Below are 22,081 nucleotides of genomic sequence, written 5' to 3'. Positions count from 1 at the left end.
CGATGGACGAACTGCGCCGCAAGGGCCTGGACAAGATGAACGAGGTCTACGGCTGGGAGATGCCGGACTCGCCGGGAGACTACTTCGCGCTCACCGCGGATCATCTGTTCGGCACCATCTGGACGCGACCCGGCCTGACCATGCGGGACAAGCGCATCATGACGCTGACGGTCGTCACCGCGCTCGGCATCTCCGACCTGGCCGAGATCCAAGCCAACGCCGCCCTGCACAACGAGGAGCTCACGCCCGACGAGCTCAAGGAGATGGCGATCTTCCTGACGCACTACCTCGGTTTCCCGCTGGGCTCGAAACTGGATGGGGCCGTCACCAAGGTCATCGCCAAGCGCAAGAAGGCCGCCGAGGCCGGCCTGGCCGAGGACAAGAAGGCCAACGTCAGCGACGCGCTGAAAATGCACAGCGGCAAGGCGCTCGACGAATAGGACGCGTCCAACGAGCCAGAACTCAGAGCGCGGATTTGCCGCACGACGTCGCTCTCACGTCTGACTCGATATCTGGCTAGTCCTTGGTCGCGACGACGAAATACCCGCGCGGCGCGTCGGGTACGCCGGCCGGAGTGGGCGGCGCATACCAGCGATGCCACCGATTGCCGGGCTCGGCGACGTCGGTGACCTCCGCCGACCAACCCGGCACCAACTCCTCGGGATGATCGGTGCCGAACAGCCACGGAGCACCGCTGTCTGCCATCGACTTCAGCAGCCCGGCCATGAACGGTGCCTCCAGCAGCGACTTGCCGACGACGTCGTAGCACAGCACCGATCCCGGCGCCGACAGTGTGTCGATGCGTTCGAACAGCAGGTGCACGGCGTCTTCGGCGAGGTATTGCAGGAGTCCCTCGATCAGCCAGCCCGTCGGCAGGGCGGCGTCGAAGCCGGCCGACCGCAGGGCTGTTGGCCAGTCCCGGGCGAGGTCCACTCCGATCGGCACGCGCGCGCACCGCGGATCGTCCTCGGCGAGGATCGCGTTTTTCGCCGCGATCACCGACGGCTGGTCCAGTTCGAAGACCGTGGTGTCCGCCGGCCAGTCCAGCCGGTAGGCCCGCGCGTCCAGCCCGGCGGCGACCAGAACGACCTGCCGGCACGACGACGCCGCCCCCAGCATGGCGTCGTCCCAGAACCTGGTGCGGACCACGATCTGCAACGTGGTCCGCTCCCCGGAGGTGGCCAGGGCCGCGTCGAGGATTCGGTGGCCGGCCTCGCCCGCCAGCTTGTCGGCGAACGGATCGGTGAACAGCCGGTCCTCGCGTTTCGACTCGCGAGCGCGGATCGCGGCCACCAAGTCCGGTATCGGCTACCGCCTCTGGTCTGGTTTCCATACCTCGATGGTGTCAGCCCTGCGACGGTCACGCTCGGGTCACCCGCCCTGCGTTTGCCCCGATCCAAGCCGGGAATAAGCAGCCCCATGGCTCTTCGCGTAGCAGTCACCGGCCCGACCGGCGAGATCGGGATCTCCGCGATCGAGGCGCTCGAGGCGCACCCCGACGTGATGCACATCGTCGGGATGGCTCGCCGGCCTTTCGACCCGGCTGACCGCGGGTGGACGAAGACGGAGTACCGGCAGGGCGACATCCTGGATCGCGATGCCGTCGATGCGCTGGTCGCCGACGTCGACGTGGTCGTACACCTTGCATTCATCATCATGGGCACCCGGGAAGAGAGCGCCAGGATCAATCTCGCGGGCACCCGCAACGTTTTCGAGGCCACCGTGGCCGGGGGACCGCGCCGGCTCGTTTACACGTCCTCGGTGGCGGCCTACGGCTACTACGCGGACAACCCCGTGCCCATCACCGAGGACGTGCCCACTCGTGGCACACCGGAGCACTACTACTCCGAGCAGAAGGCCGCGTGTGAGGAGGTGCTGGCCGCGGCCACCAAGGGTTCGTCGCTGGAGGTGTACGTACTGCGGCCCTGCATCGTCGCCGGGCCCAAGGCGCCGGCGCTGGCCGAGGCCATGCCGTGGAATCAACTGCCCGGGGTAGTGCGTCGACTCACCGATGCGGTGCCGTTGCTCAAACCTCCGATGCCTGACCCGGGTACCCCGGTCCAGTTGGTCCACCACGATGACGTCGCGTCGGCGATCGCCCTGGCGGTCACCACCGCGACTGCGCCGCCCGGGGCGTACAACCTGGCCGGTGACGGTCTGTTGACGATGTCAGACGTCGGCCGGGCGCTCGGTGCTCGGCCGGTCAAGGTGCCGCACCTCGCCGCAGTCGCCACATCGGAGGTGCTGGCGCGCCTGCCGTTCGTGCCCTCGGCGCTGGAGTGGTTGCACGCCGGGCGGGCTTCGACGGTGATGGACACCAGCAAGGCCAGAAATCTACTCGGCTGGAAGCCCAAATACAGCGCGGCTGAGACTCTGTCGGCCCTGGCCGACAGCCTCGGCCGGGGGTGATGAATTAGCCTGCGCTAGTTCACGATTCCTTTGTTGAGGCGTCCGCCTGGTAGGCCTCCAGCGAGGACAGGTTGTGGATCATCCACACATTCGGCTCGAGGTATGTGGCCTGGTCGGCGTCGTGATCGACGTGCAGCGGAGCAAGGCCGCCCGGAAACACGTAATCACCCGACTCGGGCAACGCCATGTTGAGCCAGGACTCCCATTCGGCCACCGTCCCGGCGATCCGGTACGAACTGGCCGTCGAGGGTCCCATCCGCGCACCCATCCGCTCGTGGAGCCGTAGCCACGGGTCCACCAGTGATCCGTCGTCGCGGCGCCAGGTCATGTAGCGCTCGATCGGGGTGATCGGATAGCGGTCCTTCCAGGTCGGACGAACAGGGGCGATCAACTGGCTGAAACCGTGCCGACCGGCGATGACTCCCATCGCCTGCAGGATCTCGGCGGCAAGACCGGTTCCGCGACCGCCGGTCGGGATTTCGGCAGCGATCGCGCACAGCGTGTTGAACGGCTGATCGGTGTCGTGCCGGTGGAATGCGTCTGCCATCGTTGCGTCGATGCCGTCGGAGAGGCCTGCGTCGGTGCCGTCCCACCAGCAGGGCACCGTGTGTGCTTCGGCGATCACCTCGTGCGTCTGTGTGTCGCACATCGCGAACTGGAAGGCCGGCAGGTCTTGTGTCAGCCTCGGCCACAATCGGCGATAGGTCTCGCCCTGAAGGTTGAACTCCGGCCAGATGTCACTGTCGCTGATCGCGCGCTGTGTCAGGTCAGGCTGTTCGGCGATCGTTATCGCCATATGGTTCACTCACGAACCGTACCCCCCGGCTGGGACGTTTCCGGACTAACGGTCGAATACATTGTGCCGCAGTCGAATAAGTGCGACTCCGACAGCGCCTGTGACGGCCTGGCTCAATACGCTCCCTCAGCGCGCGAACGGTGGTACGGTGCGTGAGCCGCGGGTTCCCACGGCTCTAGGTGAGGTGACCCTGATGTCGACCGAAATACCGCTCATCGAAACAATTCTGCGGGCTGCCTGCTTGCCTGAACCCGATATCTCGGCGCGGGTGGCTGATCTTGGTCCTGATGCGGTCGCCCGAATTCTGTTGGAGGAAGTGGCCTGTCGGGCCGGCTTGCTCTACGGCCCACCGGATGGACTTGTGGTCCAGTGCGACCTCGGCTTCGGCGGTGAGCGCCTCGGCTATCTCTTCAGGCTGAAATCTGGTGGCGCCTCGGTAGAAGAAGGTTGGGATGCCGACGCTGCGGCGACCGTCCGCCAGGATCTGATCGATCTCCTGCGAGAGGTGTTCGGTCCTGTCGGCCCACACGGCGCCACCCGAGAGTTGTTCGCGCGGCAACTCGCCGACGAGGAGTATTCGCCGGCCGTCTCAGCCGGCGTGCGGCAGCTGGCGGGTGCAATGTCGCAGCGCCCCAAAGACATTACCGACCTCGCCGTGAGATTCGGCTCGGACAAGTGGGGCGGCCGCTGGTACACGCCGCACTACCAGAAGTACTTCGAGCCCTACCGTGACCAAGCGGTGAAGGTGCTCGAAATCGGCGTGGGTGGCTACGATTCACCCGACGCCGGTGGTGAATCGCTGCGGATGTGGAAGCACTATTTCCGCCGCGGCCTGATCTACGGCATGGACATCTTCGCCAAGAACGGCATCGTGGAGAGCCGCCTGGACGTCGTGCAGGGTGACCAGGGTGACGAGCAGTTCCTCGACGCGATGGCTACCGACATCGGCCCCTTCGACATCGTGATCGACGACGGCAGCCACATGAGCCACCACATCATCGCTTCGTTCAACGCGCTGTTCCCGCATGTACGGCCGGGCGGCCTGTACGTGATCGAGGATCTGGCGTCGTCGTACTGGCCGGAGTGGGGCGGCGATCCCGACCCCTCGGCGCAGTACCGGTCCATGACGATGATCAAGGACCTGCTGGACGGTCTGCATCAGAGCGAGCAGATGCGCGCTGCCGACGACGAACGGTCGTCGACCGAACTGACTGTCACCGGTGTGCACGTCCATCACAACCTGGCCGTCATCGAAAAGGGCCTCAATACCGAACAAGGGGCCCCGGAGTGGTTGCGCACGCTGGACCACTCACGCGCCTACGTCGATCAATAGTGCTCGCGCACTTCAGTTTTCGCCCCGCAACGCCGACGGAAGGTCTGACATGACGGCAAAGGATGTGGCGGACGACGCCACCGCGGATGAAGAATGTGTCGACTGCGGCTACGAACCTGAGCTGAAACGGACTCTCGGCTCGTTCCAGGTGTTCGCGATCTCGTTCGCGTTCATCTCGGTGGCCGTCGGCATCTTCGCAACATATGACAACGTCCTGGTCACCGCCGGGCCGGTGGGAATCTGGCTCTGGATCCTGGCCGCGATCGGACAGACGCTGGTCGCTTTGGTGGTCGCACAATTCGCGGCCCGCATTGCGCTCAGCGGGTCGTCGTACCAGTGGGCCTCACGGCTGGCCAACCCCAAGATCGGGTGGTTGTTCGGCTGGTTGACCTTCTGGTACCTGGCCATCGCCGTGGTGGCCTTGGACAACGCCCTGGCAAGCCAGGCACTCATGCCGCTGCTGGGAATGCAGGCGAGCGAGGACACCGCGCGGCTGCTCACGGTCGCGATCTTGATTCTCCAGGCGGTCATGGTGATCGCGTCGACACGCCTGCTCGGTCTGATCACCTCCGGTGCCGTCGGTGTCGAGCTCGCCATCGTCGTCGTGCTGGTGCTGGCGCTGGGCGCCGTCATGGTGTTCACCGGTAGCGGCGACATCGCCAACCTCACCTCCCGCGGCACCACGGTGGGCGACCCCAACTATTTCGCAATCGGTGGCGGGCTGATGGCCGGGATGGTCATGGGCCTCACCACCTTGGTCGGCTTCGATTCCGCGGCGAACCTCGCCGAGGAGGCCAAGGATCCGTTCCGCAGCGTCCCACGAGGCATCGTGGCATCGGTGGTCGCGGCAGGACTACTCGGCCTGGTCTTTCTCATCGCCCTCACCCTCGCTATCAAGGACATCCCCAGCGTGACCGGCAGCGGCTCACCGGTAGCCGCCATCATCCGCACCCAGTTGGGTTCGGTGTCGGAGCGAATCCTGTTGGCGGGATTGGTCTTTGCGATGTTCGGCGCCGGCATGGTCGTGATGGCCGCGTGCTCGCGGCAGGTGTTCGCAATGGCCCGCGACGAGCGGTTTCCGGCTCACAAGCTCATGCGGCGGGTCAACCACCGAACCCAGACACCGGTCCCCGCGACGATCCTGATCCTTCTCGTCGGTGTGGCCCTGATGGTCGCCCTCCCCGGAGAAGCGCTGCTGCAGCTGATCATCGGCTCGACGATTCTGCCCGCGCTCATCTACGGCGCAATCGTCGTCCTCTACCTGGCGGTGCGTAAGCGGCTCGAACACAAGGAGGGCGGCTTCAGCCTCGGGCGGTTCGAGATGCCGGTTGCCGTCACCGCGCTGATCTGGGAGGTGATCGTCGTGTTCGTGCTCGTCACCCCCGGCGACGCGACCGTGCCGACCCTGATCGTCGCCGGGCTGATCGTCGCGGGCGGGGTCTACTTCGCGTACCTGATGATCGTTCGGCGCGCGGTGCTCGACCACGAGCCGGGCAACGACATCTTCGCCGACCCGGAAGTGGCCGTCTGACGCGGTTTTCCATAACAAAGAGGTCGGTAAGACAACGGTAAGGAAACGCGCAGATCGCAAACGGTTATCGCGCCGTGTCACAAATGTGACATTTGTGCACCAGTGTTACCGAAGTGAAACTGAGCGCCCCGGGCCTCGGTGACGGTTAGGAGTGGCGATGACTTCTATGACCATGTACGACCAGTCATGGACTGCCCCGACCATGCTGAGCTTGTGGACGGAACCGGCGACGATGCGCGGCAAGGTCGTCCAACAGGCCTCGAAGTGGGTCGGTGTCATCGACACGACCGTGACGGTGCTCTGCCCGCCGGTGGTATCGGTATGCGCCATCTTCGCCGCGGTGGTGTGGCCCACCCACGACGCGGCCGAGTCCGTCGGTCACGCAGCTGTTTCCGCGCCGATCAGCGCCCAGGTGCTTCCGAGCGTGCCGGTTCCCTAGCCGAGACAAGTACTGCCGCGCCGACCCACCGGCGCAGATACTGGCGCAGTTGGTCGCCCTGTCGCGGCGGGCGGCCCGGGTCGAGCATGAACGACTGGATGATCCGCAGCAGGTGCTCACCGAGCTCGTCAAGATCGCGGTCGCTGAAACCCGCTGCCTCCCAATCGACATCGAAGCGGCGCAACATCGAACCGGCGAAGGCCAGCGCGACATCCGAGGTGACTTCCGCGCTGAACGTGCTGGAGCGTTCGGGTCCGAGCAGCAACCCCATGTGCTTGTCGTGGGGCAACCATTCCACCGCTGCGGCAATGCCTTCGGTCACCGCTTCGGCGGGGTCGGTGATGCCGGCCAGGTGACCGGCGAGCCGGTCGAGGAACCCGGTCGCGGCCGCCATGGCTGAGGCCTGCAACAGGGCGTCGGTGCTGGGGAAGTAGCGGTACACGGTCTGGCGGGTGACGCCCAGGGTGCGGGCCACGTCGGCGATGCTGAGGTCCGCACCGCGGGCGTCGATGGCTTGGTTGGCTGCCGCGAGGATCCGGGCGACCGCCTCCTCGTCGGTGGCAGGCGCCGATCCCGACCAACCGTGAGTGCGCATGTCAGCCGCCCACTGCCGAGGAGTACGCCGCGCCGCCGAAGAGCAGCACCACCAAGCACAGCACCAATGTCCCGACGGCGAAGGGCCACGCCGGCTTGTGCCGCACCAATTGCACGATGGTGACGACGACACCGGCGAGGCCGATCAGGGCGGCGATCGCGACCGATGTCATCACCGCGGTCACCGCGCCGTCGACACTGCACGTCGCCGGCGGGCAGTAGTCGAGGAACGCGAGCGAGAACAGGCCGAGGAACGCCGCACCGGCGCCGACCACCACCGTCACGATCATGAGGATGATCGAGATCGTCAGGTCCGCCGGCGAGCGTGGCGGCTTGGCCGGTGCCGGCGGATAGCCGGGGTAGGGCGGATAGCCCGGATAGCCCATGACCCGGGATGCTATCGCGCTAGCGATAGGAGACCGGCAAATGCTTCACGCCGTTGAGCCAGCCCGACCGCAGCCGCTCCGGCTCACCGAGCTTGCTGATGTCCGGGATCTGGTCGGCGATCTCGTTGAAGATCAGTTTGATCTCCATCCGCGCGAGGTTGGCGCCGATGCAGAAATGCGCGCCGTTGCCGCCGAAGCCGAGGTGCGGGTTCGGGTCACGAAGGATGTTGAACTGGAACGGGTTGTCGAAGACGTCCTCGTCATAGTTGGCCGAGCTATAGAACAGGCCCGCCCGCTGACCCTCGCGGATGGTGACGCCGCCGACTTCGATGTCGCGCAACGCGGTGCGCTGGAAGCAGTGCACCGGCGTGGCCCAGCGGACGATCTCGTCGGCCGTGGTCTCCGGCCGCTCGCGCTTGAAAAGCTCCCACTGGTCCGGGTTTTCGAAGAAGGCGTTCATCCCGTGGGTCATCGCGTTGCGGGTGGTCTCGTTGCCGGCCACCGCGAGCAGGATGACGAAGAACGCGAACTCGACCTCCGACAGCGACTCGCCGTCGATGTCGGCCTCCACCAGGCGGGTCACGATGTCGTCGGCCGGGCACTTCCGGCGATCCTCGGCCATTGAGTACGCGTAACCCATCAACTCGGCGTTGGCCTCGATCGGGTCGACGTCGTTGAACTCCGGGTCGTCGGTGTTCATGATGCTGTTGGTCCAGTGAAAGAGCTTCTGGCGGTCAGCTTCCGGCACGCCGAGCAGGTCGGCGATCGCCAGCAGCGGGAGCTGCATCGCGATGTCGTCGACGAAATCGCCGGTGTCCTTCGCGGCCGCCGTGGCAACGATGTCGCGGGCGGCGTCGGCCAGCTTCTCCTCGAGCTTCGCGACGGCGCGCGGGGTGAACAGCCGGGAGACCAGCTTGCGCAACCGGGTGTGTTCGGGGGCGTCATGATTGATCAGCAGCGCCTTGGTGATGTCCACCTGATCTTTGGTCATGTCGTCGGCGAACCGCATGACCACGCCCTGCTTATTGGTCGACCACAGGTCGCCGTCACGGGAAATGTCGCGGATGTCGCGGTGCTTGCTGATCACCCAGTAGCCGCCGTCGTCGAAGACCGTGCTGCCGAGCGGTTGTTCGTTCCACCAGACCGGGGCGGTCTTGCGCAGCTCGGCGAACTGACTGACGGGCATACCCGCCTTCAGCAGGTCGGGGTCGGTGAAGTCAAAGCCCGCTCCGAACGGACACACGCTGGCGGTGGTCATGATTACCTCGCTGTCGTTGTGATGTAGCGCACCTTCGCAACGACCATACACCTTAATGCTGAGTGTATGCCCAAGGATGTCATTCAGGATGTACAGATCAACGAATAGTGTCCTATTGTTTAGGTGTGGGCGACGCGATGACAGGTATTACCCGTGTGTGGTCGCTTATCGCTGCAGCGATCGTCCCCGGACTGGTTGTCTCCGCCGGGGTAGCGATCGGGGAGGCACATGCGTCGGACGGGAGCCCGGCGATAAACGGCACCTTCCTGGCGGTGTCCAACGGGGATTGGGCCCAGACCAACGAGTCCTACCACGATGAGGCCACCGTGCGGGTCACCTGGACAATCGCCACAACATGCAGTGATGCGAGCACCTGTTCGGGCACGGTAACCACCGATGCCGGCTGGAGCGCCCCCATCACCTACTCGGCCGGCTTGTGGAAGGTTCGTCGAGACGTCCCGGACTGGGAACGCTGTGCCGACGGAACGACCGTTGCGGGACAACAGCTTTACAAGTTCCAGCCGATGGACAATACCGGCCACGTCTTGGTTGGTTCTGACGTTCTCGGCGGCGATGACACGACCGTCGGCGCGAGCGGCGCCTGTGGGGTGAACCGGTCACTCGTCATCAAGATGCCCTTCCGCCTGCAGCGAATCGGCTAGGAGCTCAAGTCGGCAGCAAGTCCTTCCAGCTGCGCGCCGGCCGACCTGTCAAGTTGGTTTGGCGCGCCAGGTGACCGTCGGGACCGATGTACCGGCCGGTGTGCGGGTCGTACTCGGCCACTGCGACCGCGGGCTGATGCGACCGCCCGGAATCGAACGAGCTGGGCGCTGCGGCGGGCGTCTCCCCGGGAACCGGAGCCGGCTCGGCGGGCGGAGGCGGATCGGGTCGGGGCGTGCCGTCGAGCGGCCCGAAGATGTGGTCACCGAATGTGACGCGGTCGTCCGGCGGGACGCCCTGCGCGGTCAGGTTCGGGTCGAAAGGGTATGGCCCAGTTGCGTGTTGGCGCATCGCCAGCGGCTCGTAAGGCTTGTCACTGTTGCAGATCTGAACCGTGGGTGCACGTTTTCCAGGCTGACCCATGCACGGATTGTTTCGAGCACCGCGCACTCCGATCGGCGAATCCTGCGGGAGCTTGCAATACAACCCGTCAGGTGTGTCGATGACTGTGGTGTCCGCCGGCGACCGCCACTGCGACGGCGGCAGGAAACCGACCGTACAGGCCGGCGGGTCGCCGATGGAGGTGGTGAAATCACCCAGGGGAAGACCTGTGGGGTTGTTTTCCGGCAGCGCGAAGGATTGGGTCGCCGCAACATACGGCGGGAACAAGACGAAGAGCTGCTGCAGGGATGGTCGATAAGTGAGCAGCACCTGACCCAACGTGCTCAGATTGGCCAGCAAGACCGGAAGCGTGGGCTTGATCGCGGCGAGCAGCTTGGACGCTTCGTCGGCTGCGCCTGGACCGGTTTGCAGGATCGACCGCACCTGCTGATCTCTGGTGGCGACTTGATCGGTTATGCCGGCCAGGCTGTGTGCCCACTGCCGAGTGTCATCGACAGTCTGCGCCTGTCCGTCCAAGAGCGGCGCGGAATCGTCTACCAGCGCTCGTGTTTGGTCGCTCACCGAATTCAGATCGGAGCTGATGATCGCCGTCGAATCGTAGAGTGACCCCAGGTCGAATCCCGCTCCGCTCAGGCCTTTTGCAGTCTCGTCCAGCAACTCGCCCACCTTCCCCTTGGGAATGCTGGTCATCAACGCGCTCACCTGGTCGAGCATCGGGCCTACCTGCTGCGGAATGGTGACATTGCGTGAGCTGATCACCGAGCCGTCGCCGAGATACGGACCGCCGTCGTGGTGCGGGCGCAAGTCGACATACTGCTCGCCGACCGCCGACATACTGCGGACCTCGGCAGTCAGGTCGGATGGAATCTGAGGTGAACGATCCAACCGCAGCGTCGCTTCGGGACCGGTTCTGGTCAGTTTGAGATCGATCACTTTCCCAATTTGCACGCCGCGAAATGTGACGTTGGCGAAGCGGTACAACCCGCCGGCTGCGGGCATCTGCATGGTCACCGTGTAGCGACCCAGTCCAAGCAAAGTCGGAACCTGGACGTACACCACCACCATCGCGGCGATACCGATCACCGAGACGAGCGCGAAGACAGCGAGCTGAATCCGGACCAGTCGGCTCAACATCAGGGGCCCCCAGTCGGTGAGGCACTGGCAGGGTTACCCGGGTAAGGACCGGCGAAGAGCTGGCCCGGAGTGGGCGGCGCCGACGCAGCGGTGCCGGGCATCAGTGGAGGCGTTACCGGCACTACCGGTTCGGAAACCGTTGGCATCTGCGCGGTTTGCGGATCCACGGTGCCCGTTGGGGGTGCCGGGTCGGCTGGTGGCGGCGGAGTGACGCCAACACTGAGCGGCTGATAGGTGTAGTTCAAGTTCCATGGATCGCCCGGCGCGGGCACCAGCGCGGCGTTGACATCCCCCCAACGGGTACCCCGAAACATTGTCCTCTTGAGCCGCGGGATAGTCAGATCCATCACGATGTAGAGGTTGAGATAGTCACCGCGGACACCTCGATCGATCACCGACTGGGTGAACGGAAATGTCGTCGTGTAGGCCAGGACTTTGTCGAGGTCGGGGCCGATGTCGGCGATGGCCTTGACTGTTGGTTCGAGGTTTCGCAGGTTCCGCACCAGATCGTCCTGGGTGTCGTGGATCAAATCTGTTGCGGTATCGCTGAATATATGGAGCCGGTCGAGTGCTTCGGTGATCCGCGGCCGTTCTTTGATCAAGACGTCCAGAGCCGGCGGGATCTCACGCAACGCCCGGTCGATGACATCGGTTCGGCTGGCGAGCGTCGTGCTCAACCGGTCAATTTGATCCAGAGTGTCGACCACGCTGTCGCGTTGATCGGCCAACATCCCGGCCACATCGTTGAGACGATTGAGTAGATCGCGAACCCGATCCTCGTGGCCGGACAACATCGCACTGGCATTGTGGATGACGTCGCCGATCTGGGTGACACCGCCGCCGTTGATCAACGCCGACAGCGCGGATAACGTCTGCTCGGTCGACGGATACGTCGACGAGGAGTTCAGGCGGATCGTGGTTCCCGGCGAAAGGTGTCCCTGCGCAGGCTGACCGGGCAACGGATCCAACGCGAGGTGCATCGAGCCGAGCAGACTGGTTTGGCCGACAGTCGCTACTGCGTTGGCCGGAATCACGACTCCGGGTTTGACAGACACTTCCACGTTCGCGTGCCAGCCGTCGACAGACATCTTCCCGACGCTGCCGACGACGACGTCACCCAACATGACAGGTGAATTGGATTCCAGCGTGCCGACATCGGCCAATTCGACGTGATAGGTGACGGAGCCGGGGCCGTGGCCGACGGTACCCGGCAACGGTAGAGAGTTCACACCGTGGAAAGAACATCCCGCGGTGGCAACCGTGACTGCGCACGCCGACAACAGAATCGGCAGCCGGCCGGTCATGGTGTCGGCCGTTCGGCAGGTAACGCTGCGCCGGGCAGGACAGACGGCGGACCAGGTAGGGGCGCGCCCGGGTAGAGGGCCGGCGACGTATCCGCGGGTAATCCGTTGGGCGCGTACGACCCTGGCGGTCTTGGCGGATTGTTCCAGCCCGGCGGGGGTGGCACGTCACCGTTCGCGCCGGTGTACGCCGACACTGCGGGCGGCGCCTCCGCCGGCCCGGGACGAGGTCCGCCGCCGCCGGGAGCCAGACTGGGATCAGAGTAGACCAGATTGCTTGGCGCGGGCTGGAGGTACGGATTCACCGGGATCGGCAAATAGTTGAAGTTGAGCAGCCGCAGGGCCGGACCAAGATACTGTGCGCACAGCTTGGCTGTTTCCGGCGCTGTGGTGTTCTCGACGGCGCCGATCCCCGCGCAGAGGAATTCGACCGGATTGGCGAAATTCTGGAAGGCGAACGACCCGACGTCCGCACCAGTGTCTGGATTATAGATGTTGTAGGCGTTGGCAATCGTGTTGGGTGCGCCGTGCAACAGGTTTTCCAACTCGGTTCGGTGATCGGCGAGGTTTCCAGTCACGTTCGCCAACCGTTGAATCTGCTCGGCGGTTTGGTTTCGGCTGCCTTCGATAAACCTCTTGATATCCGTGATTGCAGTCGACAGCGTCGTCAACGCCGAATCCAGATCGCTACGGCTGTCATCTACGACGGCGGTCACCGTCGCCAGCCGGTCCTGGAATTGCACAATCTGTTCGTTGCTGTCGCGCAGTGCGGTGACGAAGGCCTGCAGGTTCTTGATGATGTCGGCGATGTTCCCACCGCCGTCGGCGACGATGCGCCCGGCGGCCGACAGCTGCGTAAGTGTTTGTCTGAGCTTGTCGCCATTGCCCTTCAGAGCGTCGGCAGCACTTTCGATGAACCGGCCGATCGCCGTGCCCGAGATCTGGCTGTCGGGGCCCAGATCTGTTGCCAGCCGGGTCAATTGCTTCTTGACCTCATCCCACTCCACGGGAGTGGCGGTACGGCTGACCGGGATCACAGCGCCGTCGGCGATGATCGGGCCGGTCGCTGTGTACGCGGGCGCAAGTTGGACATATCGGGCAGCGACGAGATTTGGCGCGATGATTATCGCCTTGGCGTCCGCTGGGACGGCGAGATCGGGATCAATGTGCAGTGTGAGTTTGGTGCGAGTGCCCTCGGCTTGAATCGCGCTGATCGTTCCGACCTTGACGCCGACGACCCGCACCTGGTCCCCCGGGTAGATTCCCGTCGCGGTGGTGAAGTACGCAGTGATTGTCTTCGTCCCGAAGTAGGTCGCATGAGCCAGCCAACCCGCGCCTGTGGCAAGAATCGCGATGAGCGCGACCGCGGTGATGACGGAGAGGCGTCGGCGCGTCATCATCGTCCCCACTGCTCGTTCGGTTGTGGTATTCCGTTGTACGGGAAGGCGATCTCGGATCGGGGTCCGGCATTGTCGGGCGGTTGGCCTGCATCGGTCCCGCGACGGAAGCCGAAGGCATAGTCGAGGAAGGGCTGGATGATCTGAAGGGGGATCAAATTGCCGATGAACGCGTTGTAGTAGAACCCGTTGGCCACTGTTTCGCCCTGAGTGATCTGATACTTCGCAAGACCCGGGATGGCTTTGGCAATGTTGTCCCGGTTCTTCTCGAGCATCGCCGTGACCGAATTGAGCTTCTCCAGCATCGGCGCCAGCTGCTTTTCATTGTCGGCAACAAGACCCGAGAGCTGGCGGGCGACCACAGAGGTGTTGGCCAGTAGCCGCATGATCGCTGCCCGGCGTTCGGCCAGCACCCCGAGCAGGTCGTTGGCATTCAGGATCAGGCTGTCGACTTTTTGGCTCTGTTGGGATAGCACGGTTGTGACGTCGACGGAATGAGCCAAGAGTTGTCGCACATCGTCATCCCGTTCGCTGAGCAGCCGCGAGACGCGTGTCAGGCCGTCGAAGGTCGGACCGAGTTGGGGCGCAACCGAGTCGAGCACACCGGACAACGTGTCCAACGACTGGTTCACCGCGGCAGTGTCGGTGCCGGCGGCCTGAGTGGTCAGATCGCCAACGGCGTCATTGAGCGAATAAGGAGATGATGTTCGTGAAAGCGGAATGACGTCACGCGGATGAAGGGTGCCTGTGCCCCGTGAATCCAGCGTGACGACACGCTGTCCGAGTAGAGTTCCGACCTCGATGTGGGCGGTGGTCTCGGCGCCGAGCTGGACATCGCCGTCGACGGCGAACGACACGCGAGCGGTATCACGGTCAACCGAGATATCAATGACACGACCGACTTTCGTGCCCGACACCAGAACGTCGTTGCCGGCGACGAGCCCCCCCGCGTCTGCGAACTGGGCTTGATAGCGGACGTTGGTCGCCCAGGACCACAGAACCTCGGGGCGAAGACCGACGACGATCACCATGACGATCAGTCCGACGCCGATGAATCCGGCGCGGACGAGATGAGTTCCCCGGTACTTCAGCATCAGGGCTCGCTACACCTTCCGATGTCCTGCTTGATCCAGGGGAACACCGCTGTTCGGCCCTGCAGGTCGGAGACCCGCCAGGACAAGCCACACAAGTAGTAGTTGATGAAACTGCCGTACGCGCCGAGCCGAACCAGCTTCTTGTAGTTCAGAGGTGCCTTTTGCAGCGCGATGTCGAGCCGCTCTTTGTCCTGATCGAGTAGGGGCGCCAGGCGCGCAACCTGATTGATGGCACCGGCCAGGGGCTGGCGAGCATCGCTCAACAAGTCCGCGAGCGAGGCTGTGCCTCGGTCCAGCGAATCGATGGCAGATCCGATCGGGTCGCGATCGGCGGCGAGTCCGTTGATGAGCTTCTCGAGCCGGTCGATCGCTCCCGCGAACTGATCGCTGTTGGCGGCGAGGGTCTTGGCCAATGCCTGCAGGTTGCCGATGACGTCCTGCAGAACGCGCCCATGATCGGCGAGGGTGTTGGTGAATGACGAGGTGTTGGTCAGCAGCGCCTGGATCGCACCGCCCTGCCCCTGTAAGACCTGGACCAGCCCGGTCGTCAGAGTGTTGACGTCCCGCGGATCCAGCCCCCGGATGAGGGGTTTCAAGCCACCGAGGAGCAGGTCCAGATTCAGGGCAGGCTGGGTACGGTCCAGCGGTATCCGTGAGCCCGGTGGCAGCACCCTCGGAGATCCGGGTCCGTCGACCAGTTCGAGGTAGCGGTCACCGACGAGGTTGAGGTAGCGGACAACCGCGCGGGTTCCTGTCGTGAGGACGATCTTGTGGTCGGCATCGAAGTCGACGTCGACGGTTTTGTCGGCCTTCAGTGTGACGCTATTGACCGTTCCCACAACGACACCCGCAACACGCACGGACTGACCGGCTTTCAGCTGCGATGCGTTGGCGAACACGGCGGTGTAGTCGTTGGTCGATCCGCCACGATAGTGGCCGAAGATCAACCCGAGCGACGCGGTGAGCATCGACATGACGATCACAAAGACGGCGAACTTGATGCCGACGCGGCGCTGGCTGGTCATCCGGGTTGGCCGACCTGTGGTGAGTTGCGCGGCGGTCCATCCAGCGGGCCGAACAGAGCCTGCTTGAGTCCGTCTGAATTCAGGACAAGACCTTGATTTCCGTACTGCGCCGGGTTGGCGCCCTGATCGGTCACGACGTAGGGGGGCCGCATGCCCGCCGGCACCTTGGGCAGGCCAACGGCCTTACAGTTGGGCGGCCCGCCGGCACCGATCTTCGGCAGGTTTGCGGGATATCGATAGCGTTCGAGGCCCAGTTCCAAGCCGATCGACACGGCGACACCCGGCACCGGAAGGTCTGGCACATTCAGGAATACCTGCATGCCTCCCAGCGCGCAGTTCAACGACTCGTGATACTCGCTCGTCAGGTCAGTGACAGGCGCAAACAGGTGCAGGACGTTGGCCAGAGATTGGCTGTTGTCGGAAACGACCTCGTTGCCGAGGTCGGCGAGACCGATGGTGCTCAGCAGCAACGCATCGAGATTGTTCTGTTGATCGACGATCGTTTGGCTGATTCGAACAGAGTTCTCGGTGGCCCGGATCAACTCCGGTGCGGCATCGGCGTATGCAGCCGCTACGGCGGGCAGGGTCTCGAGTTCATGGCTCAGAGTCGGCAAGCTTGGATCGAGTTTGGCCAGGAAGGTGTCCAAGTCGGTCAGCGCCTGCCCGAATCGCTCTCCCCGGCCCGACATTGCCTTGCTCAGCGCCCCGAGCACTTCGTTGAGCTTGACCGGGTCAATGGCTGCCAGCAGCCACGTGAGTTGTTGAAATACCGTGTTGATTTCCACGGTGACTCGCTGGCCTTCGAGGACCTGCCCGGAAGTCAGTCGCTCGTTCGACGGCTCTGCAGGCGGCACCAGGTCGACGAACTTGGCGCCAAAAACGGTGCTGGATGTGACATCGACCAAGACATTCGCCGGAATGAATTGCAAATCAGCAGGATTCATCGCCAGATGGATGGCGGCCTGGCCATCGGTGAGGGACTCGATTGAGTCGACCTTGCCGACCTGAATGCCTTGCATTTTCACCTTGGCGTCGGGATTCATCACCAATCCCGCTCGTGGCGAGAGCACTGTCACCCGAATTGCAGGCGTGAAGCTGTCCCGGAAAAGGCTCACCGCCAGCACAACGATCAAGCACACGACCAGCACGGTGAAGAGTCCGGCCAGGGGTCTGACGAAGCCGCGTGCCCCGAAACTTTGACCGGGCTTAGCTGCGACCGGCGTCGCGCTGCTCTCGGTCTCGGATCGGTCGGCCGGACCAGGTCCGAGATGAGTCACGGGATCGAATGAAATACGAAGGACAGCAGCAGATTTGAGGGCTCAACTTGAGCCGGAGTAGTTGCCCGGTCCGACGTTGACCCCGACGTATATCCGGACCAAAAGTCAGTCGGGACAGCAGTGGCCATGTAGAACACATTATCAGCTAGTGTTTAACTGTCAACCAGATCGCTACGGCCATACCGGTACCGCTCTGCGCAGTCGCAAGCGTCAAAAAGCCCACGGAGCGGCGGTTATGAGCGCTGGCCGGGTTGTGTCGCCGCGAGAAGCGCCGGCGACTGCTCAATCGCGCATAAGACAAATTGCACACGGATGTTCCACATCTGGTGCGGCGGAATTCGACCGCCGGCTACATGCCCATCTTGAGACCGGCGCCGGCATCGACGAACAACTGCTGACCGGTGACAAACCTGGACTCATCCGACGCGAGGTAGACGACGGCGTGCGAGATATCCTCGGGTTCGACCCACGGGGTGGGCATCGCCTGCAAGATGGGGAAGACCAACTCCGCGTCTTCGCGTGTCGGTTCGGGTAGGTCCGGTCGAAACACTTTGTACATGGGCAGGTTATGCAGCATGTCGGTGTTCACGTTCGTCGGATGGATGGCGTTGATCCGGATGCTGTGCGGCGCCATGGTCAACGCCAGCGCTTTGGTGTAGTCGCGAACCATCTTCTTGGCCATCCCGTAGCCGGCGCCGCCGGGTCCTTGGGGTCCCCCGCCGGTAGCGAGGTCCTTCTGATCGACCAGGCCGGCGATGGAGCCGGTGACGATCACGGACCCGCCGGCGGTCAGATGGTCAAGGCTGACGTGGATGGTGTTGACCACTCCGACGAAGTCCACGTCGAATGCGTCGATGAAGCCGCGGAATGGAATGTGATTGCCCTGGGGACAGATTCCCGCATTGGCGACCACGACATGCAGGCCCCCGAGTTGAGCGACGGCGTCGTCGAGTGCTGTCTTCAGTCCGGCACGGTCGCGGACGTCGACCACCGCCGCAACGACGCGCTGGCCCGACTTCTCGATCAGCTTCGCGGTCTCGTCGAGATCATCGCGGGTCGCCAGGGGGTACTCGTTGGATTCGATGTCGGCGCAGATGTCGAGGGCAATGATGTCCGCGCCTTCGTCGGCGAGGTGCACCGCGTGGCTTCGGCCCTGGCCGCGTGCGGCTCCGGTTACGAGGGCGACCTTGCCCTTGAGACGGTTCATCTGCTCTCCAGTGTCGGGGGCGCGGCCCTGTCAATGCGTTGGATAATAGAACACTCAGTGTTAATCTGTCACGCCTGAGGCAGTGGTGGAGGTGTCGACCGGCAATGACGGTTTACGGCGGTCACGAGACGGTCGAGTTCTTCGACGATGTGACAATTCAGGACCCGTATCCGCTCTACGAAAAGCTCCGTGCGCAAGGTGCCGTGCACCGTGTCGGCCGCTCCGAATTCTTCGTGGTGAGCGGATGGAACGAGGTCAACGACGTCATCGCCCGCCCTGAGGTGTTCTCTGCCAATCTGACCGCGACGATGACCTATTCACCCGGTGCTGGGGTCATGGCCTTCCCCATGGCCGAGTTGGGTGCGCCGACGCACGTGTTGGCGACCGCAGACGATCCCGCACACGCCGCGCATCGCAAGATGGTGGTACCTCAACTGGCCGCAAAGCGGATCCGGGCCACGGAGTCATTCGTCGCCGAGGTGACCGATCGCTTGCTCGGCCGAGGGCTTGCCGACAGCCGGATCGAGTGGATGAGCGCGATCGCAAATCGCCTGCCGATGATGGTGGTCGCCAGGCTCATTGGTGTTCCTGACGACGATGTCGACATGCTGATCGCGCGAGGTTATGCGACGACACAACTACTGGACGGACTTGTCGACGCCGATCAGCTCGCCGCGGCAGGAGCGGCTGCCGTCGAACTGAGTGGCTATGTGAGGGAGCATTTCGCGTTGGCCTCCGCCGACCCGCAGGACAACCTGCTCGGCGACCTCGCCAGTGCCTGCGCGGTCGGCGAACTCGACGAAGTGACGGCGACCATCATGATGCTCACACTGTTCAGCGCGGGCGGCGAATCCACCGCATCGTTACTCGGCAGCGCGATGTGGCTGCTGGCGACCAAGCCCGATATACAACGGCAGCTGCGCGCCGACCGTCACCTGCTCGGAGCGTTCATCGAGGAGGCGCTGCGCTACGAGCCGCCATTCCGGGGACACTACCGCCACGTGGTATGCGATACCTCGCTGGGCGGGGTGGAACTCGCAGCGGGTTCCCGGCTGCTGCTGCTGTGGGGGGCGGCGAATCGTGACCCGGCACAATTCGACGAACCAGCTGACTTTCGGCTGGATCGCCCGAAGGGCAAGGGTCATATGACCTTTGGTAAAGGCGCACATTTCTGCGTCGGCGCGGCACTGGCCAGGCTGGAAGCGCAGATCGTGCTCGGGGCGGTGCTCGACCGGACGTCGTGGGTCGAGCCGCGGGAGGTGGGAAGGTGGCTGCCCAGCATCCTGGTGCGCCGACTTGAACGATTGGAGCTCGAATTCAGATGAACTCGGCCGATCTCGAGGCATGCCATCAGCTTTCGCAGGCGAAGGCACGGTACTGCCGGTTGATGGATACCAAGGATTGGTCAGCTTTAGGGGCACTCTTCACCGATGACGTCGTCATCGATCTGGCCGGCGGTGATCCGTCGACGCCTGCGCTCGTCGGGCGCGAGCAAGCATTGGCCGCGATCGTGGGGGCGGTCGGCGACGCCATAACCGTGCATCAGGTCCATGCGCCGGAATTCGAACTCGACGGTGACGAAGCGCGGGTCACGTGGGCTGTGCAGGAGCGAGTGGTCTGGCCGAACGGGACATCGCTGCATGCCTATGGGCACTACCACGACCGCTGGATCCGCCGCGACAACCGTTGGCTTGTGGCCGAATTGCGCCTCACCCACCTGCTCATGGAATAGGGGATTCGATGGTCGTGACACGGGACTCGGTGACGCTGGACGGACGTGTGGCGGTGGTCACCGGTGGGGGTGCCGGCATCGGTCGGGCAATCGCGCAGGGCTTCGCCGAATTCGGTGCGCGGGTGGCGATCTGGGAGCGTGATCCCGACGCGGCTCAGCAGGCCGCTGCGGAGCTCGGGGGACTTGCTTGTATCTGCGATGTGCGTGACCCGGCGCAGGTGGATGCCGCGTTGACGGCGACCGCGTCGGCATTGGGGCTGCCGGCGATCCTGGTCAACAACGCCGGAGGGGTGTTCCACTCCGGGTTCCTGGACACCTCGGCAAATGGCTGGGACGCGTTGATCAAGATGAATCTCACACAAGTGTTGTTGTGCACGCAACGGGTAGCCCGCGCGATGGTCGACGAGCGTCTGAGTGGCAGCATCATCAACATCAGCACGATCGAAGGGGTCCGCGCCGCACCGGGATTCGCGGCCTATGCCGCGGCCAAGGCCGGGGTCGTGAATTTCACCAAGACGGCTGCACTGGAACTGGCTCCCTACGGCATCAGGGTCAACGGACTTGCTCCCGATTTCACGTCGACCGAGAGCCTGCGCAAGATGGCTCCGGCGGGGGAGGGGAACGCGAAATATATGGTTCCGCTTGGTCGCGCGGGACATGTCGACGAAATGGCCGGTGCCGCACTATTTCTCGCGAGCGACCTGAGCTCTTACGTCACGGGCCAGACCCTCCACGTCGACGGCGGAACGAGCGCTGCCGCGGGCTGGTATCACCATCCGGATGACGGGCGCTATGTGCTGGGGTACAGCCAGTGACAGCGCGGCTTCACATGACCGTGCGGTCGTCGCGCCCCATGTCCGTCGGAGTGCGGTCGAAGTCGCGGACCATGGCCTGCACCGTGTAGGACGCGACCAGGCGACCGTCCTGTGTGAAGACTCTGCCGTCGCCTTGAACCAGACCACGACCGGACCAGAACGCTTCGTTGCAATAGAGCAACCAATCGCTCACGTCGGCGTCGTCATGAAAAGCGATGGTGGCTTTCATGATTCCCGTAGAAAGTGTGCGGTGCGCGCGCGCCTCGCCGAGCCCCGGGTGTGGCAGCATGCCGGCGGCGATCGTCCAATGCGTCGTCGACTGCGCGAGCAGTGCCTGATGGAGGTAGGCCTCGGCAGGTGCGTCGCGGAACCGGACCCAGGCATCGATCCGTGGTGGTCCGACGCGATCGGGGTCTGGATCGTATGCCGCGTCGACCACCCGGATTTCGCGTCCCGTCATGCCGAAACCGGCGAACGGCACAGCGCCGTCCGGCCCGGGCACGTCGGGCATGCCTGCGGCGTCGCGCATGACGTCATCGGCGCCGGAATCCGAGAGCAACAGTCCGACGCTGCGCAACGATCCGTGCTGGCTGATGCGAACCTCGGTGGTCGAGAACGTGCGTCCCTTCCTGAGGACCTCCACGTGCAGGTCCACGGGTGCGGTGAACGACGCGGCTTTCGTGAAGATCATCGAGGCCGAGGTCACTCGTTGCCCGGAGTTCGCCTTCGTGGCGGCGACGATGGCCTGGGCGGCGAATTGTCCACCCTCCACGACATCACGTCGGGTCGGACCGTGAGCGGGCCCCACGAAGTCGTCGCCGTGGACCGGTTGGACGTCGATCAACCGAATGAGTTCGGTTGCGTCGCCCCACAATGGGAAGTTGGCCGCGACGCGCGAGCCGTCCGCCCAGTCCTCCACCACGACCACTCGTACTTCACGGGAATAGAAGGACACGTAGCCTTCGATACCAGCCACTTCGGCAAGCGGCTGGCGATAGGTCCATACGACGTTGTCTCGCGCGGGTTCCGAGCCGGTCAGGTTCCAGTAGCTGGCCACACCTTTGAACGGGCAGACGGTGGTGAGTTCCGATGGGGTGAACATGTCCCAGCGCACCGACGACTCCGGGAAGTAGAGCCGGTCAACGTGATCGGTCTCGGTGACGATGAGGCAGTCAGCGCTCTCGGCGAGCAGGAGGTCACCGTCCCATACCTGGCCGGTCAGGCGGCAGGGAACGAGGTCGATGCGGTAGTCGGGATGGGCCGGCCACGCCGACTCGACGGATATGGTCAT

Annotated in this window: 21 protein-coding genes and 1 pseudogene; 9 read left to right on the top strand and 13 right to left on the bottom strand. The window is 64.1% G+C overall.

Annotated elements, in window-relative coordinates:
• Positions 1–2: 2 nt before the first annotated feature.
• Positions 3–440 (top strand): carboxymuconolactone decarboxylase family protein, encoded by a 438-nt coding sequence (locus AB431_RS25940; RefSeq protein WP_047332357.1) that lies wholly within the window; start codon positions 3–5, stop codon positions 438–440.
• Between the two features lie 76 nt (positions 441–516).
• Here the strand turns inward: AB431_RS25940 and AB431_RS25935 are convergent.
• Positions 517–1,333, bottom strand: a pseudogene (locus AB431_RS25935) (SAM-dependent methyltransferase).
• Positions 1,334–1,419: 86 nt separating this feature from the next.
• Between AB431_RS25935 and AB431_RS25930 the strand changes: the two are divergent.
• A complete protein-coding gene (locus AB431_RS25930) occupies positions 1,420–2,409 on the top strand; it encodes an NAD-dependent epimerase/dehydratase family protein (RefSeq protein ID WP_047332356.1) in 990 nt (329 codons plus the stop codon).
• A gap of 19 nt (positions 2,410–2,428) precedes the next feature.
• On the opposite strand, the gene AB431_RS25925 is transcribed toward AB431_RS25930, so the two are convergent.
• The gene (locus tag AB431_RS25925; RefSeq protein WP_047332355.1) at positions 2,429–3,205 is read right to left on the bottom strand and encodes a hypothetical protein; all 777 of its coding nucleotides are present in this window, start codon (positions 3,203–3,205) and stop codon (positions 2,429–2,431) included.
• Positions 3,206–3,398: 193 nt separating this feature from the next.
• Here AB431_RS25925 and AB431_RS25920 point away from each other — a divergent pair, with 193 nt between their 5' ends.
• The 3 genes from AB431_RS25920 to AB431_RS25910 all read left to right on the top strand — a co-directional run bounded on the left by AB431_RS25920 (position 3,399) and on the right by AB431_RS25910 (position 6,508).
• Positions 3,399–4,538 carry a class I SAM-dependent methyltransferase gene (locus AB431_RS25920; RefSeq protein ID WP_047333814.1) on the top strand — a complete coding sequence of 380 codons (1,140 nt, stop codon included), beginning with the start codon at positions 3,399–3,401 and terminating at the stop codon, positions 4,536–4,538.
• 49 nt (positions 4,539–4,587) lie between these two features.
• Entirely contained in the window at positions 4,588–6,069 is a 1,482-nt protein-coding gene (locus tag AB431_RS25915; RefSeq protein WP_047332354.1) for an APC family permease, read from the top strand.
• A gap of 157 nt (positions 6,070–6,226) precedes the next feature.
• Positions 6,227–6,508, top strand: coding sequence for a hypothetical protein (locus AB431_RS25910; RefSeq protein WP_144418368.1), 282 nt, complete (start codon positions 6,227–6,229; stop codon positions 6,506–6,508).
• Here AB431_RS25910 and AB431_RS25905 read toward each other — a convergent pair.
• Genes AB431_RS25905 through AB431_RS25895 form a run of 3 tightly spaced genes read right to left on the bottom strand, consistent with a single transcriptional unit; the run spans position 6,471 to position 8,746 of the window.
• Complete coding sequence (locus AB431_RS25905; RefSeq protein WP_047332352.1) at positions 6,471–7,103, bottom strand: TetR/AcrR family transcriptional regulator; 633 nt, start codon at positions 7,101–7,103, stop codon at positions 6,471–6,473. The genes AB431_RS25910 and AB431_RS25905 overlap by 38 nt on opposite strands.
• 1 nt (position 7,104) lies before the next feature.
• Positions 7,105–7,488, bottom strand: a complete 384-nt coding sequence (locus AB431_RS25900) for a hypothetical protein (RefSeq protein WP_047332351.1) — start codon at positions 7,486–7,488, stop codon at positions 7,105–7,107.
• A 19-nt stretch (positions 7,489–7,507) separates the two neighbouring features.
• Positions 7,508–8,746, bottom strand: a complete 1,239-nt coding sequence (locus tag AB431_RS25895; RefSeq protein ID WP_200902669.1) for a cytochrome P450 — start codon at positions 8,744–8,746, stop codon at positions 7,508–7,510.
• Between the two features lie 125 nt (positions 8,747–8,871).
• Between AB431_RS25895 and AB431_RS25890 the strand changes: the two genes are divergently transcribed.
• Entirely contained in the window at positions 8,872–9,408 is a 537-nt protein-coding gene (locus AB431_RS25890; protein WP_144418367.1) for a hypothetical protein, read from the top strand.
• A gap of 4 nt (positions 9,409–9,412) precedes the next feature.
• Here AB431_RS25890 and AB431_RS25885 read toward each other — a convergent pair whose 3' ends face one another.
• From AB431_RS25885 to AB431_RS25855, 7 genes are all read right to left on the bottom strand, one after another.
• Positions 9,413–10,942 (bottom strand): MCE family protein, encoded by a 1,530-nt coding sequence (locus AB431_RS25885; RefSeq protein ID WP_047332350.1) that lies wholly within the window; start codon positions 10,940–10,942, stop codon positions 9,413–9,415.
• Positions 10,942–12,246, bottom strand: coding sequence for an MCE family protein (locus tag AB431_RS25880; protein ID WP_047332349.1), 1,305 nt, complete (start codon positions 12,244–12,246; stop codon positions 10,942–10,944). The genes AB431_RS25885 and AB431_RS25880 overlap by 1 nt, the downstream gene beginning before the upstream one ends.
• Positions 12,243–13,643 (bottom strand): MCE family protein, encoded by a 1,401-nt coding sequence (locus AB431_RS25875; RefSeq protein WP_047332348.1) that lies wholly within the window; start codon positions 13,641–13,643, stop codon positions 12,243–12,245. The genes AB431_RS25880 and AB431_RS25875 overlap by 4 nt, the downstream gene beginning before the upstream one ends.
• The gene (locus AB431_RS25870; RefSeq protein WP_047332347.1) at positions 13,640–14,734 is read right to left on the bottom strand and encodes an MCE family protein; all 1,095 of its coding nucleotides are present in this window, start codon (positions 14,732–14,734) and stop codon (positions 13,640–13,642) included. Before AB431_RS25870 ends, AB431_RS25875 begins: the two co-directional genes overlap by 4 nt.
• Entirely contained in the window at positions 14,734–15,759 is a 1,026-nt protein-coding gene (locus tag AB431_RS25865) for an MCE family protein (RefSeq protein WP_047332346.1), read from the bottom strand. The genes AB431_RS25870 and AB431_RS25865 overlap by 1 nt, the downstream gene beginning before the upstream one ends.
• The gene (locus AB431_RS25860) at positions 15,756–16,925 is read right to left on the bottom strand and encodes an MCE family protein (RefSeq protein WP_369803091.1); all 1,170 of its coding nucleotides are present in this window, start codon (positions 16,923–16,925) and stop codon (positions 15,756–15,758) included. Before AB431_RS25860 ends, AB431_RS25865 begins: the two co-directional genes overlap by 4 nt.
• Before the next feature lie 460 nt (positions 16,926–17,385).
• The gene (locus tag AB431_RS25855) at positions 17,386–18,243 is read right to left on the bottom strand and encodes a mycofactocin-coupled SDR family oxidoreductase (protein WP_047332344.1); all 858 of its coding nucleotides are present in this window, start codon (positions 18,241–18,243) and stop codon (positions 17,386–17,388) included.
• Between the two features lie 104 nt (positions 18,244–18,347).
• On the opposite strand from AB431_RS25855, the gene AB431_RS25850 reads away from it, so the two are divergent.
• From AB431_RS25850 to AB431_RS25840, 3 genes are read left to right on the top strand one after another with little or no spacing between them, the layout of a single operon-like run.
• Complete coding sequence (locus AB431_RS25850; protein WP_047332343.1) at positions 18,348–19,568, top strand: cytochrome P450; 1,221 nt, start codon at positions 18,348–18,350, stop codon at positions 19,566–19,568.
• Positions 19,565–19,975 carry a nuclear transport factor 2 family protein gene (locus AB431_RS25845; RefSeq protein WP_047332342.1) on the top strand — a complete coding sequence of 137 codons (411 nt, stop codon included), beginning with the start codon at positions 19,565–19,567 and terminating at the stop codon, positions 19,973–19,975. The genes AB431_RS25850 and AB431_RS25845 overlap by 4 nt, the downstream gene beginning before the upstream one ends.
• Before the next feature lie 8 nt (positions 19,976–19,983).
• Positions 19,984–20,790, top strand: a complete 807-nt coding sequence (locus AB431_RS25840) for an SDR family NAD(P)-dependent oxidoreductase (protein WP_047332341.1) — start codon at positions 19,984–19,986, stop codon at positions 20,788–20,790.
• Positions 20,791–20,800: 10 nt separating this feature from the next.
• Here the strand turns inward: AB431_RS25840 and AB431_RS25835 are convergent, their stop codons facing one another.
• Positions 20,801–22,081 (bottom strand): DUF427 domain-containing protein, encoded by a 1,281-nt coding sequence (locus AB431_RS25835; protein WP_047332340.1) that lies wholly within the window; start codon positions 22,079–22,081, stop codon positions 20,801–20,803.

Origin of the sequence: Mycobacterium sp. EPa45, assembly GCF_001021385.1 — a bacterium.
Lineage (GTDB): Bacteria > Actinomycetota > Actinomycetes > Mycobacteriales > Mycobacteriaceae > Mycobacterium.
The sequence above is the reverse complement of the archived record's forward strand: the minus strand, read 5'-3'. Positions and strand labels throughout refer to the sequence as shown.

Coding starts and splice junctions, on each gene's coding strand:
- AB431_RS25915 (WP_047332354.1), top strand. CDS start 4,588: ATGACGGCAAAGGATGTGGCGGACGACGCCACCGCGGATGAAGAATGT.
- AB431_RS25925 (WP_047332355.1), bottom strand. CDS start 3,205: ATGGCGATAACGATCGCCGAACAGCCTGACCTGACACAGCGCGCGATC.
- AB431_RS25895 (WP_200902669.1), bottom strand. CDS start 8,746: ATGACCACCGCCAGCGTGTGTCCGTTCGGAGCGGGCTTTGACTTCACC.
- AB431_RS25905 (WP_047332352.1), bottom strand. CDS start 7,103: ATGCGCACTCACGGTTGGTCGGGATCGGCGCCTGCCACCGACGAGGAG.
- AB431_RS25875 (WP_047332348.1), bottom strand. CDS start 13,643: ATGATGACGCGCCGACGCCTCTCCGTCATCACCGCGGTCGCGCTCATC.
- AB431_RS25885 (WP_047332350.1), bottom strand. CDS start 10,942: ATGTTGAGCCGACTGGTCCGGATTCAGCTCGCTGTCTTCGCGCTCGTC.
- AB431_RS25855 (WP_047332344.1), bottom strand. CDS start 18,243: ATGAACCGTCTCAAGGGCAAGGTCGCCCTCGTAACCGGAGCCGCACGC.
- AB431_RS25850 (WP_047332343.1), top strand. CDS start 18,348: ATGACGGTTTACGGCGGTCACGAGACGGTCGAGTTCTTCGACGATGTG.
- AB431_RS25920 (WP_047333814.1), top strand. CDS start 3,399: ATGTCGACCGAAATACCGCTCATCGAAACAATTCTGCGGGCTGCCTGC.
- AB431_RS25840 (WP_047332341.1), top strand. CDS start 19,984: ATGGTCGTGACACGGGACTCGGTGACGCTGGACGGACGTGTGGCGGTG.
- AB431_RS25880 (WP_047332349.1), bottom strand. CDS start 12,246: ATGACCGGCCGGCTGCCGATTCTGTTGTCGGCGTGCGCAGTCACGGTT.
- AB431_RS25835 (WP_047332340.1), bottom strand. CDS start 22,081: ATGACCATATCCGTCGAGTCGGCGTGGCCGGCCCATCCCGACTACCGC.
- AB431_RS25940 (WP_047332357.1), top strand. CDS start 3: ATGGACGAACTGCGCCGCAAGGGCCTGGACAAGATGAACGAGGTCTAC.
- AB431_RS25910 (WP_144418368.1), top strand. CDS start 6,227: ATGACTTCTATGACCATGTACGACCAGTCATGGACTGCCCCGACCATG.
- AB431_RS25845 (WP_047332342.1), top strand. CDS start 19,565: ATGAACTCGGCCGATCTCGAGGCATGCCATCAGCTTTCGCAGGCGAAG.
- AB431_RS25900 (WP_047332351.1), bottom strand. CDS start 7,488: ATGGGCTATCCGGGCTATCCGCCCTACCCCGGCTATCCGCCGGCACCG.
- AB431_RS25865 (WP_047332346.1), bottom strand. CDS start 15,759: ATGACCAGCCAGCGCCGCGTCGGCATCAAGTTCGCCGTCTTTGTGATC.
- AB431_RS25870 (WP_047332347.1), bottom strand. CDS start 14,734: ATGCTGAAGTACCGGGGAACTCATCTCGTCCGCGCCGGATTCATCGGC.
- AB431_RS25930 (WP_047332356.1), top strand. CDS start 1,420: ATGGCTCTTCGCGTAGCAGTCACCGGCCCGACCGGCGAGATCGGGATC.